This window comes from Variovorax sp. HJSM1_2 (assembly GCF_049316285.1).
Classification (GTDB): Bacteria; Pseudomonadota; Gammaproteobacteria; order Burkholderiales; family Burkholderiaceae_C; genus Rhodoferax_B.
On sequence record NZ_JBMOXA010000003.1, the window covers coordinates 280,372 to 296,522 of the forward strand.

The window sequence follows — 16,151 nt, forward strand, 5'->3', positions numbered from 1 at the left end:
GGGGCTGCACACATCAGCGCATCAGGCCGCAGCCCTGACCCGGCCGATGTCGGGCACTGCGGCCATCAGCTCACGTGTGTAGGTGTGGCTGGGCGCGGTCAACACGGCTTCTGCCGTGCCCACTTCCACCAGGCGGCCGTGTTGCATCACGCCCACCTGGTCGCACATGTGGCGCACCACGGCGAGGTTGTGGCTGATGAGCAGGTAGGTCAGGCCAAATTCGTCCTGCAGGTCGCGCATCAGATTTAACACCTGGGCTTGCACGGAAACGTCCAGCGACGAGGTGGGCTCGTCGCACACAATGAATTCCGGGCGGCTCACCAGGGCGCGCGCAATGGCGATGCGTTGGCGTTGGCCTCCGGAAAACTGGTGCGGGTAACGCCGACCGTCGTCCGGCTGCAAACGCACCAGGCGCAGCGCCTCATTCACACGTTCTGCGGTTTCGTCGGCTCCACTTGTCAAGCCCAGCACCTCCAGCGGCTCGGCAATAAGCCTGTCCACGCGCCAGCGCGGGTTCAGGCTGGCGTAGGGGTCTTGAAAGATCATCTGAAAACGCTTGCGTTGTGCCGCAGCGCCTGCCACGTCGGCCCAGCGGTCAACACCGCCTAACAGCACGCGCCCGGCAGTGGGCTTGCTCAAACCCGCAATCATGCGCGCCACGGTGGATTTGCCCGAGCCCGATTCGCCCACCAGGCCAAAGCTGCTGCCGCGCGCGATGCTGAAACTCACGTCCTGCACGGCGTGCAACAGCTTCTTGGGTTGGCGCGCCAGTGTGCGCAACAGCCAAGGGGCAGAAAGGTCGAAATCGCGCGACAGGTTTTGCACCTGCAGCAGCGTTGCGGCGGCTTCGCTTGGTTTGCCTGGCGCTTGGCTTGGCCGCACCACAGGGGCTGCCGCCTGCGCCAGATCAGCGCCTATCTCGGGCACCGGCAGCCGCTCCTGCCTTTGGCTGAGTGATGGAATTGCTGCCATCAGTGCGCGTGTGTAGGGTGCTTGCGGGTGGTCTAGCACGCGCCGCACCGGACCGGTTTCCAGCACCCGGCCCTGGTACATCACCATCACACGGTCGGCAGCTTCGGCGATCACACCCATGTCGTGGGTGATCAGCATCACGGCCGTGCCACGCTCGCGGCAGACCTTGCGCAAGACACGGATCACCTGCACCTGCACCGACACATCCAGCGCGGTCGTGGGTTCGTCGGCAATCAGCAATTCGGGTTCGGCGCACAGCGCCAGCGCAATCGCCACACGCTGGCGCATGCCGCCGGAGAACTGATGCGGGTACTGGTCTATGCGCGTGGCCGGGTCGGTTATCTCCACTTCGGCCAGCAGTGCGATCGCACGTTCGCGGGCTTGTTGGGCATCCAGCGGCAAATGCAGACGAATGGTTTCGACCAGGTGCTGGCCCACGGTGAGCACCGGGTTCAGGCTGGTCAGCGGGTCTTGGAACACCATGCCAATGTGTTTGCCACGCAGGCGACGCTGGTCTTCGGCGCTGAGTGTGTCTATGCGTTCACCACGCAATTCCACCGTGCCGCTGCTCAGCCGGCCAGGTGAGGTGATCAGGCCGATGACGGCATTGCCGGTCATGGATTTACCCGCGCCCGATTCACCCACTACGCCCAGGATTTCACCCGGTGCGATGTCGAACGACACGTCTTGCAGAATCTGCAGCGGGCCGCGGTGGCTGTCGAAGCGCACACCCAGATTGCGCACCCGCAGCGTAGGCAACTGCGCAGGGGCCGCGGGAGCAGAGGGCGCAGCAGCATGGACTACGTCGGCCAGGAAAGGATCGCGTGCGGTCATTGCAGTTTGGGGTTCAAGGCGTCGCGCAGCCAATCGCCGACGAGGTTGACAGAAAGCGCCAGCGCCAGCAGCACCAGGCCGGGGAACAGCAGAATCCACCATTCACCCGAAAACAGGAAGCCCTGGCCTATGCGTATCAGTGTGCCCAGCGAAGGCTGGGTGGGTGGCAGGCCCACACCCAGATAAGACAGCGTGGACTCGGCTACGATGGCGAGTGCGAAGCTGATGGTGGCAATCACCAGCACCGGGGCCAGCAGGTTGGGCAAGATGTGCTTGACCAGAATGCCGGTGCGCGAGCGGCCTATGACTTGTGCAGCCAGTACATAGTCTTTGTGTTTCTCCACCATGACCGCGCCGCGCACGGTGCGTGCGTATTGCACCCATTCCGACAGACCAATGGCCAGCACAATCACGTAAAGCGCCATGTCGTCGCGGTAACCTTCGGGCAGGATGCCGCGTGCAATGCCAAACACCAGCAGCGCCACCAGCAATACCGGAAAGGTCAGCTGCACATCGGCCACACGCATCACCAGTGTGTCGAACCAGCCGCCCACATAACCGGCGATCAAGCCCAGCGGCACACCAATGGCCAGCGACAGCGCCACCGAGGCGCCGCCCACCAGCAGCGACATACGCAGGCCATACAAGATGGCCGAGAACACGTCGCGGCCCTGGTCGTCGCTGCCCAGTGGATAGGCCGCACCCGACAGCCCGGCCTGGCCGGGCCGCGTGAACGCGTCGAGTAATTCCAGTACCGCTGGGTTGAACGGGTCCTGCAGCGCAATCCACGGTGCGAACAGAGCGCCTAGCAGCAGCAGGGCGAGCACCAGCACGGCGGCTTGCACGGTGCGCGAGAGCGCGAACGAACGCAGGACGGCCGAGTCGGAGTGGCGCCATTTGCGTTTTGGAAGGTCGGCGGAAGCCGGAACGGATGTTGTCATGAGGAATCTGGTCTGCTATGCCATTGATAGCTGCCCGCGCTTACCAGGTAAGCGCAAGCAGCATTTTTTCTTAAGACCTGCGCAGTCGAGGGTCGACCAGCAGGTACACACCGTCGACCACAAAGTTGATCAGCACATACAACACGGCGATCAACAGCAGGTAGGCCGCAATCACCGGCACGTCCACCGCCTGTATCGACGAGATGAACAACAAGCCCACACCCGGCCACTGGAACACCGTCTCGGTGACGATGGCAAACGCAATCAGTGAGCCGAGTTGCAATCCGGTGATGGTGACCACAGGTATGAGGGTGTTGCGCAGCGCGTGGCGGTAGTGGATCCGCCGCTCGGGCAGGCCGCGTGCCCGCGCAAAACGCACGTAATCGGTGCGCAGGGCTTCGAGCATTTCGGCACGCACCAGGCGCATGATCAGCGTGAGCTTGAACAAGGCCAGCGTGCACACCGGCAGCACCAGCGAGGCCCAGCCCGAGGCGCTGAGAAACCCGGTGCGCCAGCCGCCCAGGGCCACGGTGTCGCCCCGGCCAAAAGAGGGCAGCCAACGCAGCTCGACCGCAAACAGGTAGATCAGCCCGATGCCGATCAGGAAGGTGGGCAGCGACACACCCACAAGCGACAGCGTCATCAATACACGGCTGGCCCAGCCTTCGCGCCGTATGGCGGTGTACACGCCGAGCGCCACACCACCGGCCACGGCCAGCAGGCCGGCCACCAGAGCCAGCTCCAGCGTGGCCGGCAGGCGTTCGGCAATCACCTCGACCACGGGGCGTTTGAGCCGGTACGAAATACCAAACTCGCCGTGCACCACGTTGCGCAGATAGCGCAGGTATTGCACCGGTACGGGTTGGTCGAAGCCCAGCTCGGTGATGACGGCCTGGCGGTCGGCCAGGGACGCGTCTTCACCCAGCAGGCTGATGGTGGGGTCGCCAATGTGGCGGAACACCATGAACGAGACAAACGAGACCGCCAGCAGGACCAGGATAGCCTGGCCCAGGCGGCGTAGGAGTAACAACAGCATGCGGGTCTACAAACTGGCGCGGCTCAGGGTGCGGCGACTTTGACGTTCTTGAAGAAGATGGCGTCTTCCGGATTCACCGGAATGTCGAACTTGCGTTTCATCGCGTAGTCCAGTACCTGGTGGTGCAACGGCAGGTAGAAGCCTTCCTTCTGCACGGTTTGCCAGATGTTGTGGATGGTTGCGTCGCGTTTCTTGGCGTCGGCCTCTGTGGCCAGCGAGGCGATTTGGGCATCGGTCTCGGCATTGCTGTAGCCAATGGCGTTGGCCGAGCCACGGCCGTCCTTGCCCCGGGTGTGCACCAGGTAATCAAAGATGTAGGCCGAATCAAACGTCGGCGCGGCCCAGCCGTAGAGATAGAAATCGGTGTCGGCCTGGTTGATGGCGGTGGCGTGTTGTGCAATCGGCCGCGCGGCCACGCTGGCCTTGACGCCAATACGTGCCAGCAAGCCCGATACGGCGGTACAGATGGCCTCATCGTTCACATAACGGTTGTTCGGGCAGTGCAGGGTGATGCCAAAGCCGTTGGGGTAACCGGCGTCGGCCAGCAGCTTCTTGGCCTGGGCGACATCGGGCTTGGGCCAGGTGTCGAAGGCTTTTTCGTAGCCGTGCACAAACTGCGGCGTGATGATGCCGGCGGGTACCGACAAACCACGCATCACTGCCGTGCGCAGCGCCTCGCGGTCCACGGCCAGCGCAAAGGCTTCACGCACACGTGCATCGGCCAGCGGGTTCTTTCCCTTGACGTCGCTGTACTTGAGCTCCTTGGCGCCCACGTTCAGGTCGAGGTAGATGGTGCGGTTCTCCAGGCCTTCGGTCACGCGAAGGGCGTTGTCAGCCTTGAGGCGGGCCACGTCTTGTGCGGGCACGTCCTGCACAAAGTCGACTTCGCCCGACAGCAAGGCGGCAATACGCGTGGCCGCCGACTTGATGGGCAGATAGACGATTTCCGTCACGTCCAGCGGTGCCTGGCCCTTGCCCCAGTAGCCGGGGAATACTTTGAACACCGTGCGGGTATCGGGCTCGCGCGACACCAACTGGTAGGGGCCGGTGCCGTTCTCGTTGCGCGTGGCAAAAATTTCATCCTTGCCGGACACATCTTGTGGTTGCTCCGACTGGTGCGCCTTGGCCCATGCCGCGTTGACGATGAACAGGTTGGTCAAGGTGTTGGGCAAGACCAGATTAGGCCCCGAGGTTTTGACCAATACGGTGAGCGCATCGACCTTGCGGGCTTCGACCACGGGCGACAGCAGGGTCTTCCAGGCCGAGGTGGCGGCCTTGGCGCGCTGGAAGCTGAAGACCACGTCGTCGGCGCTGAAGGCCGCGCCATCGTGGAACTTCACGCCGGGGCGCAGCTTGAACTCCCACACCGTGGGGTCGGCGGTGACCTTCCAACTGGTGGCCAAGCCGGGTTGCAACTTGCCGTCTGCGGTGCGCAGCACCAACGGCTCGTACACCTGGTGTAGCAGCGTGACGTTGGTGTTGAGGTTGACCGCGTGTGGGTCGAGTGTGGCCGGATCGGAGGAGCGGGCCCAGCGCACGGTTTCGGCGTGCAAGGCGCCGGCGGAAAACACGGTGGCGGCCACCAGGGCGGCGTTCAAAAGGGTGCGGATGAACATGGTTTTTCTAGAGAGCGAGAGGGGATAAACGCGGTGAAAGAGGGCTTACTGCGCGGCGGCTGAAGCGCTGGCTGGATTCACCACCTTGAAGTACTTGAAGTAGGGCGTGTTCGACGGGTTCACCGGAATGTCGAACTTGCGCGCCATGGCATAGGTCTGGATCTGGTCGTGCAGCGGCAGGTAGATCAGCTCTTTCCGTACCGTGGTCCAGATGGCCTTGACTGTGGCGTCACGCTTCTTGCTGTCGCCTTCAGAAGCGAGCGAAACGATTTGCCGGTCCACCTCGGCATCGCTGTAACGCGTGGCATTGGTGGCGCCGCGTGCGTTCTTGCCACGGGTGTGCACCAGGTAGTCGAAGATGTAGGCCGAGTCGTAAGTCGGCACGCCCCAGCCGTAGAGGTAGAAGTCCGTGTCCTGGTTGTTGACGGCGGCGGTCTGTATGGCTAGCGGGCGCGACACCACGGTGGTCTTCACACCAATGCGGCCCAGAAAACCCGAGACGGCCTGGCAGATGGCTTCGTCGTTGAGGTAGCGGTCGTTGGTGCAATGCAGGGTGATGCCAAAGCCATTCGGGTAACCGGCTTCGGCCAGCAGTTTCTTGGCCTGGGCCGCGTCGCTTTTGCCCACGGCACCAAAGGCCTTTTCGTAGCCGCGCACAAACGGTGGCGCGATGATGTTGGTCGGCACCGACAGGCCACGCATCACGGCGCTCTGGATGGCGTTGCGGTCAATCGCCAGCTGGAAGGCCTGGCGCACGCGGCGGTCGGCCAGCGGGTTTTTGTCCTTCACGTCGGAATAGGTCAGCGGTACGGCGCCCACGTTCAAGCCCAGGAAGATGGTGCGGTTCTCGGCCGCCTGGTTGACACGCAGCTTGGGGTCGGCGCGCAGGCGCGCAATGTCCTGTATCGGCAGGTCTTGCACAAAGTCGACTTCGCCAGACAACAGCGCGGCCACACGTGTGGCGGGCGACTTGATGGGCAGGTAGACCAGCTCGTCTATCTCCAGCGGGAACTGGCCACGGCCCCAGTAGCCAGGGAACAGCTTCAACACCGTGCGCGCGTCCTGTTCGCGTGACACCAGGGTGTAGGGCCCCGTGCCATTCACATTGCGCGTGGCGTAGGTTTCTTCCTTGGCGTTGGCGTTTTGTGGTTGCTCCACACCGTGGACCTTGGCCCAGGCGGCGCTGAGAATCTGGATGTTGATCAGGTTGTCGGGCAGCAGCGGGTTGGGGCCGCTGGTCTTGATCTGCACCGTGAATGGGTCGATCTTCACCACATCGGTGATGGACACCAGCAGCGAACGCATGTCCGACGTGGGTGCACGTGCGCGTTGCAGCGAGAACAACACATCGTCGGCGGTGAACAGGCTGCCATCGTGGAACTTCACACCCTTGCGCAGCTTGAATTCCCACACATTGGGGTCGTTGGTCAGTGCCCATGAGGTGGCCAGCGTGGGCACCAGCTTGCCATCGGCCGTGCGTATGATCAGCGGCTCGTACACCTGGTGCAGCAGGTTGTGGTTGGGGCCGTTGTTCAGCGCGTGTGGGTCGAGTGTTGAGGCATCGGTAGAGCGCGCCCAGCGCAGGGTTTCGGCTTGTACTGCCGGTGTGCACAGCAAGGCTGCGACCATGGCCGACAAAAGCGTCAGCGTGCGGAAAGGGGCGGAGCGTTGCAGATGGCGAATGTGGAGCATGTGTGGTCTGTGCGACGGTGGTGGATACAAGTGGAAAGAGAAGCGCAGCGGATAACGCTGCGCGAGAGGGCGGATTCTGGCGACCGCAGCCGCCATCACAAAGCATGAATTCGCCTAAGCAAATGCGCTTTGTGGTGGTGGTTTCCGGATAAACGTTCAGGCCTTCGGGAAGCGTTGCGCCAAAAGGGCGAACAACGCACGCAGGCCCTGTGCTTCGCCACCCTTGGGGCGGCCGGGGCGTTCCTCGAGATTCCAGGCGAACAGGTCCAGGTGCAACCACGGCACGTGTTTGGGCACAAAGTTCTCCAGGAACAAGGCCGCCGTGATGGCGCCGCCCAAGGGCGCGGTAGACGCGTTCAAGGTGTCTGCATGGTCTGACTTGAGCATGCTGCGGTAGGGCGCCCACAGGGGCAGGCGCCACAGCGGGTCAGCCTGTTGCTGTGCCTGGGCCAGCAGCTCGTGGGCCCAGCCGTCGTGGTTGCTGAAGAGTGCGGGCAGCTCCGGGCCCAGCGCCATGCGTGCTGCGCCCGTAAGCGTGGCCAGGTCTATGACCAGGGCCGGTGCATGGCTTGTGTCCTTCAAAGCATGGTGCAGCGCATCGGCCAGGATCAAGCGGCCTTCGGCATCGGTGTTTTCGATCTCCACCAGCAAACCGTTGCCGGCTTTCACGATGTCGCCAGGCCGCAAGGCGCCTGCACCCACGGCGTTCTCGACCGCTGGCACCACCAATGTCAACTGCACCGGCAGTTGGGCCGCGATCACCAAGCCGGCCAGGGCGATGGCGTGGGCTGCGCCACCCATGTCTTTCTTCATCCAGCGCATGCCGGTGGCGGGTTTGAGGTCGAGGCCGCCGGTGTCGAAACAAACACCTTTGCCGATCAACACCACGTGGGGGTGGCTAGCGTCGCCCCACCGCAGTTGCGCCACGCGCGGCGCATCAGCCGCGGCCTGGCCCACGGCGTGCACCAGTGCAAAACCGGCGTCGGGCAGGGCGTCGCCCACCCATTCGCGGTATTCGGCGTCATGGCGTTCGGCCAGTTGGCGCACGTTGGCGGCGAGTTGCGTGGGGCCCAACTGGTTGGCCGGCAGATTGACCAAACGCCGTACCTCGCCAATCGCCGTTGCCAGGGGTGTGATCAGCTCTTGTTCGGCCTGGCTGGCCTGTAGTTGTGCCGCGCCCACAGGGTGCGCAGTGTTTGTGCTGGTTTGTTTGCTGGATGGCAATGCACCCAAGGCCCAGCCCAGCAGCAACAGCGTGGTGTGCTCCGGCTCGGTGGCTTCTGCCAGCGTGTAGACGCCGGGTGGCAACACACGCGGCAGCGCGGCCAGTTGCCACAGCGGCTGCGCGGCATCCACACCGATCAACACACCAGCCACACTGTGGTCTTCGCCGGGCAGCAGCAAGCTGCGCCCTGGCGTAGCTTCAAAGCCCGCTGCCCGCACCCACTGGGCTTGGGCGGGCGGCAGCTTTTCCAGCAGCGATGGCAGGCTTGACGGCGTGACGCGGTAAAGCGGTATCGCCGTTTCAGTGGGGAGTGTGAAGAAGGGCGGTTGTGTCGCGGCGCTCAAGCTGCGGCCACCAGACGGATGCCCACATCGCCTTCGCGTTCCAACTGGGCGACCAGGCCCAGCTCCCAGTCGAGGTAGGCGCGGAAGCCGGCATCACGTGCGGCCAGGTCGGCATGGGCGTAGGGACTGTACCAGTGGTCGTCGTCGTCGGTGAGCACGCCGTCCGCACCAATGGCCGTGGGCAGGCCGGCGGCCACCCAGGCGTCGGTGCCGCCACTGATGGCTTTAACTGCGCGTCCTTCAGACGCCAGGTGTGCGGCCAGCTCTGCGGCAACGGTGCGGGCCAACACGCCGTCCGGCGAGGTGATCAACACGGTCTGTTCAGATGGCAGCGTGGCTAAAAACTCGCGCAGGCGGTCCGGCACCGCGAAGCGTGCACCCGCAATGTGGCGGCGTTCAAACGCGGCGCGGCGGTCTACATCAAACACCACGGCCTGCGCCTTGGCCAGCAGGTCAGCCGCCTGTGCGGGCGACACCAGGGAAGCGGGTGTGCGTGACTGCAGCACACGTACGGGCTCGGCGCCGGTGACCAGTGCGGACAAGGCCGGGGGCGAATAAACAAACACCTCGTGGCCACCCAACTGCGCCAGCCAGGCGCCGGTGGTCAAGGCGCGCACACCATCCCAGTCGGCCAGCACGATGCGTGCATGGCGTGTGGCGGCATACTCGTCTGTGGCCTGCACCAGTTGGCCGCCGGGGGCCCAGCGCCAGCCTTCAAGATGGCCGGCTTGGTATTCTTCAATGCTGCGCACGTCAAAGCGGTACAGGCTGCGCTCGCTGGCTTCAGCTTCGAAGCGGGCCAGGGTTTCTGCATCTATGCGTTGCACACCGGCGCGTTGCGCCACCGAGGCGGCGCGTTGACGTGCCGTGGCGGCTGTGGCGGCGCTGGGCTCGGGCAGCGGCGTTGTGCGGCCGTGGGCCAGACTGCGGCCGGCCAGAAGCCAGGCCATGGTGCCATCTTTCAGCGAGGCCACTTTATTGGGAATGCCCGCATCGATCAGGGTCTGCGCACCGACGATGCTGCGTGTGCGGCCAGCGCAGTTCACCACCACAAAGGTGTTAGCGTCGGGGGCGATTTCGCCAATCCGGTAGACCAGCTCGGCGCCCGGCAGGCTGTGCGCAAACGGCAGGCTGAAGGCGGCAAACTCTTCGGGTGTGCGGCTGTCGACCACCACGATGTTGTCGCCACGCTCTATGCGTTGTTGCAGTTCTTCGGTGTCTATCCACGGCGTGTGTTTTTCGTGTTCTATCACTTCTCCAAAGGCTTTGCTCGGCACATTGCTGCCGCTGAAGATTTCATAGCCGGCCGCAGCCCAGGCATCGGTGCCGCCCTCGAGCACCGAGACGTTGTGCCAGCCCAGGCGCACCAGCTTGGCGGCGGCCTGGTGGGCCAGGGACTCGTCGGCATCGACCAGCACGATGCGTGTGTTGCGGCGTGGCACCAGGCGGTCGATCAGCAATTCCAGGCGCCACAGCGGGGCCGAGGCGGCCAGCAAGATGTGGCGGTGGGTGAAAACGCCGGTCTCGCGCACATCCAGCACCGCGAGCTCTTCGGCGTCGGCTGCATCGCGGCCCTGCGCCAGCGTGGCCTTGAGGGCCCGGGCCGAGATCAGCGGATGGCGGATCAGCGCAGGCGGCGCAAAAGTGCGGTAGCTGCCGCCGGCCTTGCTTTCAAACACCACACGTTCCAGCAGGCGGTCTAGTGCCAGGCCGTAGAAATGCAGGTGCAGGCCAGCCTGGCCGTCTATCAATTCGATGGTGTGCACATCATCACCAGTGAGGGTGATGGCCTTGCCCGCGGCCACGTCCACCGTGTGGCTGAGTTGCAGGCGGTCGCGTGCAACATCTTCCGTGGTGTGGCGGCTGTAGACATCATTGCGCTCATTGCCACTGATGCCCGCAATGATGGCCCAGGTGGTGTGGTTGTGCGGCGGCTGCGCCTTGCCCGGCAAACCAGCCGAAACGTAGAGCGCGTATTCGCCGTTCAGATCTTCGGCCAGGCGGTAGACCCCGGCCGGGCGCTCGGCACTCACCGGGAAGTGCTCGGCTGGGAATAGCTCTTTCTGCAGACCCAGTTGCACCAGCGCCTCGGCCACCACTTTGAGTTGCTCTGGCGTGGCGCGCTGCGGCTCGGGCAGCAAGCGGCGAGCCGTTTGAATAAAGGCCGCAACGGCGGCGCTGCGGCGGCTGGCAAGGTCGCTGCCGCTGAAGTCTAGAGAGATGGCGGTTTGGGTCATGGTTGGGGCTTTTGTGAGAAACACGCGGGGTGTGCGAGATTGCTCAGCCTAAAGGGCCATGCATACACACACAACGACGCAAACCGACTATCGATAGAAGCAATCCTTAGTTCACGCGCCTGGGCCGCCTGCCTAGAGTCCAGCCATCTTTTGACTTTGCCCCGGGCGCAGCCTGCGACTCCCCCATGAACAAACGTTTTCTTTTGCGCGCCAGCGTCGCAGCCTCCTTGGCCGTTGCCGGTCTACACACAACATTGGCCCATGCCGCAGGCGAGGACCATCACTTCCCGAGCAAGCCGGTGCGCATCGTGGTGCCGGTGGCCGCTGGCGGCAGCGCCGACAAACTTACACGCACGCTGGCCGACAAACTGAGCCAGTTGTGGGGCCAGTCGGTGGTGGTGGAAAACATTGCCGGTGCCAGCGGCACCATTGGCGCGGCCAAGGTGGCCAAGGCCACACCCGATGGCTACACCCTGCTGCAGCAGGGCGAGGGTTTGACGCTCAACGCCATTCTGTTCCGTGAACTGCCTTACGACTCCAAGGCCTTTGCGCCAGTGATCAAGGCCGTGGTGAACCCGCAAATCCTGGTGGTCAACCCGGCCACCGGCATCACCAGTTTTGCCGACTATCTGGCGCGCGCCAAGGCCAAGCCCGAGAGCATCAGCCTGGGCTTGCCCGGCAACGGTGGCATTGCCCACGTGGCGCATGAAATCATTGCGCAGGAAACCGGCGCCAAGGTCAACTACATTCCCTACCCCGGTGGTGGTCCGGCCACGCTGGACGTGCTGGGTGGCCATACCGACGCCACCCTCATCACCCTGGCGGCAGTGACGGAATACGTGCGTTCCGGCAAGCTGCGTGCACTGGCCGTGACCACGCCTTACCGCTCGCCTGCCTTGCCCGATGTGCCCACCATGGCCGAGGCTGGCTTGCCTGGTTTTTCAGTGGAGAGTTGGCAGGGCTACTTTGCGCCGGCCGGCACGCCTGCGGCGATTGTGGAAAAGATCAACCGCGACATCCAGACCGTGCTGAAGGCACCAGATGTGCATGCCAAGCTGGAAGACATGGGCTTCAAGGTCGCGGGTGGCAAGCCTGCGGATCTGGCCGCCAGCTTGCGCACCGAGCAGCCCAAATACGCACTGGCGATCAAGACCGCTGGTATTTCGCTGCGCTGACGATTGAGGGTCAAGTGGGCCTGCGAAGGCCCACAAGCACGTACAGACTTACGTGCACAGCTTCTTTGTTCGGTTTACAGTTGCTGTAAGCCCATTCAAAGAGGTTTCCAATGCTTGACACCCCATTGGCTTCATCGCTTGAATCTTCACGCTTGGCCCGGCTGCGCGACCTGGTGGTCCTGGACAGCGAGCCCGAGCCGCTGTTTGACGAATTCGCCCGGCTGGCTTCATCGATTTGCGGCGCACCCATTGCCTTGCTCAGTCTGATTGACGAAGAACGGCAATGGTTCAAGGCCAATGTCGGGCTGCCGGGTGTTAATGAAACCCCTAGAGACGTGGCTTTTTGCGCCCACGCCATCCAGAGCGACGCCTTGTTCTACGTGCCCGATGCCACGTTGGACGGCCGGTTTGCAGAAAACCCGCTGGTCACCGGTGCACCCGACATCCGCTTTTATGCTGGGGCACCCCTGGCCCTGGCCAGCGGGGAACGCGTCGGCACCCTGTGTGTCATCGACCGTACACCACGGCAGTTGACGACGCAGCAGCGGGAGATGCTGAGCACCCTGGCGAAGATGACGACCCAGGCGCTGGAGATGCGCCGCGACCTGATACACAAGACGCTGTCGATACGCTCGGAATATGAGAAAGCCCTGTCGCGCAGTGAAGAGCGGCATCGCACGCTGATCGAGCACCAGTCGGAACTGGTTTCGCTGGCCCGCAGAAATGGCGATCTGGTGTACGTCAACCCGGCTTACGCGCGCCAGTTTCAGTTTGCCGCAAACGATGTGGCGGGGCGCAATCTCTTCGATGAAGTGGATGCAGCATCGCAGGAGAATGTCAGGAACCTGATCAGCGAAGTGTTCGCCACCGGTGAACGCCGCACCAGCGAGAACGGCATGCGTGGCCCGGACGGCCGGGTGCGTTGGGTGGCCTGGACCAACAGCCTGCAGCACACACCCGACGGGGAAATTCTGTTGCATTCGGTGGGGCGCGACTTCACCGACCGCAAACGTGTGGAAGACGCGCTACGTGCGAGCCAGGACTTGCTGCATAGAACCGGCCGTGTGGCCGGCGTGGGAGGCTGGGAGGTGAACCTGGCCACCGAGCAGGTGATCTGGTCAGAGCAGACCCGCCGCATCCATGAAGTGGCAGAGGACTTCGAGCCGAGCATGGCGAGTGCTATAGCGTTTTACGCGCCGGATGCACAGGCGAACATGCACGAGGCGGTGGAGCGCGGCATCCGGGACGGCGCGCCCTGGGACCTGGAGTTGCCGCTGATCACCGCACGTGGTCGGCAAATCTGGGTGCGTGCCGTTGGCGAAGCAGAGTATGAGGATGGAAAGCCCACCCGGCTGTTTGGCGCTTTTCAAGACATCACCGAGCGTAAGCACCTGGAGCGCAAGTTGACCGAGAGTGAGCGCTTTGTGCACCACGTGACCGATGGTTTGCCCATTCGTATTGCCTACGTCGATGCGCAGCGGCGTTTTCAGTTCGTCAACAAGGCCCACTGCCAACGCCTGGGGGCGACGCGTGACGAGATCATAGGACGCACGCGCAATGAGCTGAGGAAAACCTCGACGGACGGCGTGATAGAGCCGCGCCTCACGGCGGCGTTGGCAGGTGAATTTCAACAGTTTGAATACGACGACATGGTCGACGGCCAATTGCGCCGCATAGAAAGCCGCATGGTGCCCGACGTGGCTGAGAACGGCACGGTGCGCGGCTTCTACTCCACCGGAATTGACATCACCGAGCGCAAGGCCGGCGAGCGCGCCTTGCATGAATTGATTGCGATTTTTGACACCACACCCGACTTCGTGGTGCAGTCGAGCTATCAGGGGGAGCTGACTTACATGAACCCGGCTGCGCGCCGTGTGGTGGGTTTGTCCTGCGATGCGCGGCTGGCCGGGCGCAGTTTTTCAGAATTCAACACCGCTGCCACGAACCGCCTGTTCATGGAGACCATTCGCCCGGCCGTGAAGCAGCACGGTAGCTGGATTGGCGACACCACCATACTCGCCGAGGGCGGGCGTGAACTACCGGTAAGCCACATGGTGATTGCGCACAAGGACCAGGATGGACGCATCGACCGCTACTCTGCGGTCATACGCGACATTTCTTCCGAGATGGAAGCCAGAAGACTGCTGCAACGGCAAACCGCCACCCTGAAATCGGTCACCGAAGCCATTCCGGCGATTGTGGGTGTGGTGGGCGCTGACCGGCGCTACCGCTTCGTGAATGGCGGCTTCGAGCGCTGGATAGGCACCTCCAGGGACATGATTGTGGGCCGTACCATGGTCGAGGTGGCGGGGCGAGTGGAGTACGAACGCAGCCGCGAGTGGATTGAGCGCGTGATGGCTGGCGAGACGGTGAACTTTGAAAAGGTTTACCCGGGGCGCAGCACGCAGTCGCACCTGGCCATCAGCTTTGTCCCGCTGTGGCATGAGGATGGCACGGTAGACGGTTTTGTGCAGATTGGCCAAGACATCACCCAGCACAAAACCGAGGAAGAGCGCCTGCTGCAGCTGAGCCAGAAAGACGTGTTGACCGGCCTGCTGAACCGTGCCGGCTTTGAGAGCTACATGGCGCACCAGACACGGCCCGGCAGCCACAACGCGCTTGCCTTGCTGTACATCGATCTGGACCACTTCAAGCCGGTGAACGACCAGCATGGCCACCCCGTGGGTGACCAGGTGTTGCAGATCTTTGCCAAGCGCCTGAGTGCGCTGGTGCGGCCTAGTGATGCGGTGGCCAGATTGGGTGGCGACGAGTTCGCCATCGTCTTGGCGGGGGTGCGCGAGGAGGCCAACGCCGGTGCCGTGGCCGACAAGGTGGTGGCGGCCGCCCACATGCCTTTTGAGATTGGCGCCTTGCGCCTGTTGCTCGGGGCGAGTGTGGGTGTGGCCTTCAGCGCCAACGCGGCGGGCAGTCTTGCCGACCTGGTGGCGCGCGCAGATGCCATGCTTTACCGTGCCAAGCAGGCCGGGCGTGGGCGCCGTGCCGGAGGTTGAGAGCGGCGCTTGAGGTTGATTTTCCAGATCTTCAGATGTTTTGCTCATAAACAAGCAACAAATCATTCGTTCCTTGTCTGACGAGCTGCTTCTACATTCGGCTCATGCAGGGCGCCTGTCGCTGCGCCACATCGTAAGAAGACACACGAATGACCACCGCCGTAGAGAACGCGACCCCCGCGCCCCCATCGCAAGCTTTCGAGATTCGCCCATTCAATGCCCCGGTGGGGGCGGAAGTCCTCGGGCTCGACATCGCCAAACCGATCAACAACGCCGACTTTGCGCGCATCCACCGTGCGCACCTCGATCACCATGTGCTGGTGTTCCGCGACCAGGACGTTTCGCCCGCCGCACAGATTGATTTCAGCCGCCGCTTTGGCCCGCTGGAAATCCATGTGTTGCACCAGTTTCACCTGGCAGGCCATCCCGAAATCTTGATCGTCTCGAACATCAAAGAGAACAACGAACCGATTGGTCTGGGCGACGCGGGTGTGTATTGGCACTCCGACATCTCCTACAAACACCAGCCCAGCCTGGGCTCGCTGCTGCATGCGCAAGAGCTGCCCAGCGAGGGTGGCGACACACTGTTTGCCGACCAGCATCTGGCCTGGGAGGCGCTGAGCCCCGCGTTGCAGCAACGCATCTTGCCGCTCAAGGCCGAGCACAGCTACCTGGCCAAATACGAGGAACTGCGCGCCAAGAACCCGTGGCGGCCCAAGCTGTCGCAAGCGCAGATCGACAAGGTGGCGCCTGCGGTGCAGCCGGTGGTGCGCACACATCCGGAAACCGGCCGCAAGGCGCTGTTTGTCAGCGAACACTTCACCACGCGCATCGTCGGCCTGCCCAAGGAAGAGGGCGATGCCTTGCTGGCCGAACTGTTTGCGCACAGCGTCAAGCCCGAGTTCATTTACCGCCACCGGTGGAAGCCGCACGACCTGGTGTTCTGGGACAACCGCTCGCTGATGCACCTGGCGGCTGGCACGCCGGACCACCTGCGTCGCAAACTCTTTCGTACCACCATTCAGGGCGATACGCCATTTTGAAAACCGTTTTTAAAACCTCCGAGAA

10 protein-coding genes are annotated in these 16,151 nt (G+C 63.3%); 3 read left to right on the plus strand and 7 right to left on the minus strand.

Annotated elements, in window-relative coordinates:
* Positions 1–21: 21 nt before the first annotated feature.
* The 7 genes from ACFQ95_RS05430 to ACFQ95_RS05460 all read right to left on the minus strand — a co-directional run bounded on the left by ACFQ95_RS05430 (position 22) and on the right by ACFQ95_RS05460 (position 10,897).
* A complete protein-coding gene (locus tag ACFQ95_RS05430) occupies positions 22–1,806 on the minus strand; it encodes a dipeptide ABC transporter ATP-binding protein (protein ID WP_422829799.1) in 1,785 nt (594 codons plus the stop codon).
* The gene (locus ACFQ95_RS05435) at positions 1,803–2,747 is read right to left on the minus strand and encodes an ABC transporter permease (protein ID WP_422829800.1); all 945 of its coding nucleotides are present in this window, start codon (positions 2,745–2,747) and stop codon (positions 1,803–1,805) included. The genes ACFQ95_RS05430 and ACFQ95_RS05435 overlap by 4 nt, the downstream gene beginning before the upstream one ends.
* Positions 2,748–2,817: 70 nt before the next feature.
* Complete coding sequence (locus tag ACFQ95_RS05440) at positions 2,818–3,783, minus strand: ABC transporter permease (protein ID WP_422829801.1); 966 nt, start codon at positions 3,781–3,783, stop codon at positions 2,818–2,820.
* Between the two features lie 23 nt (positions 3,784–3,806).
* Positions 3,807–5,399, minus strand: a complete 1,593-nt coding sequence (locus ACFQ95_RS05445; RefSeq protein ID WP_422829802.1) for an ABC transporter substrate-binding protein — start codon at positions 5,397–5,399, stop codon at positions 3,807–3,809.
* 45 nt (positions 5,400–5,444) lie between these two features.
* Positions 5,445–7,091 carry an ABC transporter substrate-binding protein gene (locus ACFQ95_RS05450; RefSeq protein WP_422829803.1) on the minus strand — a complete coding sequence of 549 codons (1,647 nt, stop codon included), beginning with the start codon at positions 7,089–7,091 and terminating at the stop codon, positions 5,445–5,447.
* 156 nt (positions 7,092–7,247) lie between these two features.
* The gene (locus ACFQ95_RS05455; RefSeq protein ID WP_422829804.1) at positions 7,248–8,660 is read right to left on the minus strand and encodes a leucyl aminopeptidase family protein; all 1,413 of its coding nucleotides are present in this window, start codon (positions 8,658–8,660) and stop codon (positions 7,248–7,250) included.
* Positions 8,657–10,897 carry a rhodanese-like domain-containing protein gene (locus ACFQ95_RS05460; protein ID WP_422829805.1) on the minus strand — a complete coding sequence of 747 codons (2,241 nt, stop codon included), beginning with the start codon at positions 10,895–10,897 and terminating at the stop codon, positions 8,657–8,659. The genes ACFQ95_RS05455 and ACFQ95_RS05460 overlap by 4 nt, the downstream gene beginning before the upstream one ends.
* A 185-nt stretch (positions 10,898–11,082) precedes the next feature.
* Between ACFQ95_RS05460 and ACFQ95_RS05465 the strand changes: the two genes are divergently transcribed.
* The 3 genes from ACFQ95_RS05465 to ACFQ95_RS05475 all read left to right on the plus strand — a co-directional run bounded on the left by ACFQ95_RS05465 (position 11,083) and on the right by ACFQ95_RS05475 (position 16,126).
* The gene (locus ACFQ95_RS05465) at positions 11,083–12,072 is read left to right on the plus strand and encodes a tripartite tricarboxylate transporter substrate binding protein (RefSeq protein ID WP_422829806.1); all 990 of its coding nucleotides are present in this window, start codon (positions 11,083–11,085) and stop codon (positions 12,070–12,072) included.
* A gap of 110 nt (positions 12,073–12,182) precedes the next feature.
* Complete coding sequence (locus ACFQ95_RS05470; protein ID WP_422829807.1) at positions 12,183–15,083, plus strand: PAS domain S-box protein; 2,901 nt, start codon at positions 12,183–12,185, stop codon at positions 15,081–15,083.
* A 149-nt stretch (positions 15,084–15,232) separates the two neighbouring features.
* A complete protein-coding gene (locus ACFQ95_RS05475; RefSeq protein ID WP_422829808.1) occupies positions 15,233–16,126 on the plus strand; it encodes a TauD/TfdA dioxygenase family protein in 894 nt (297 codons plus the stop codon).
* The last annotated feature ends 25 nt before the right edge of the window (positions 16,127–16,151 follow it).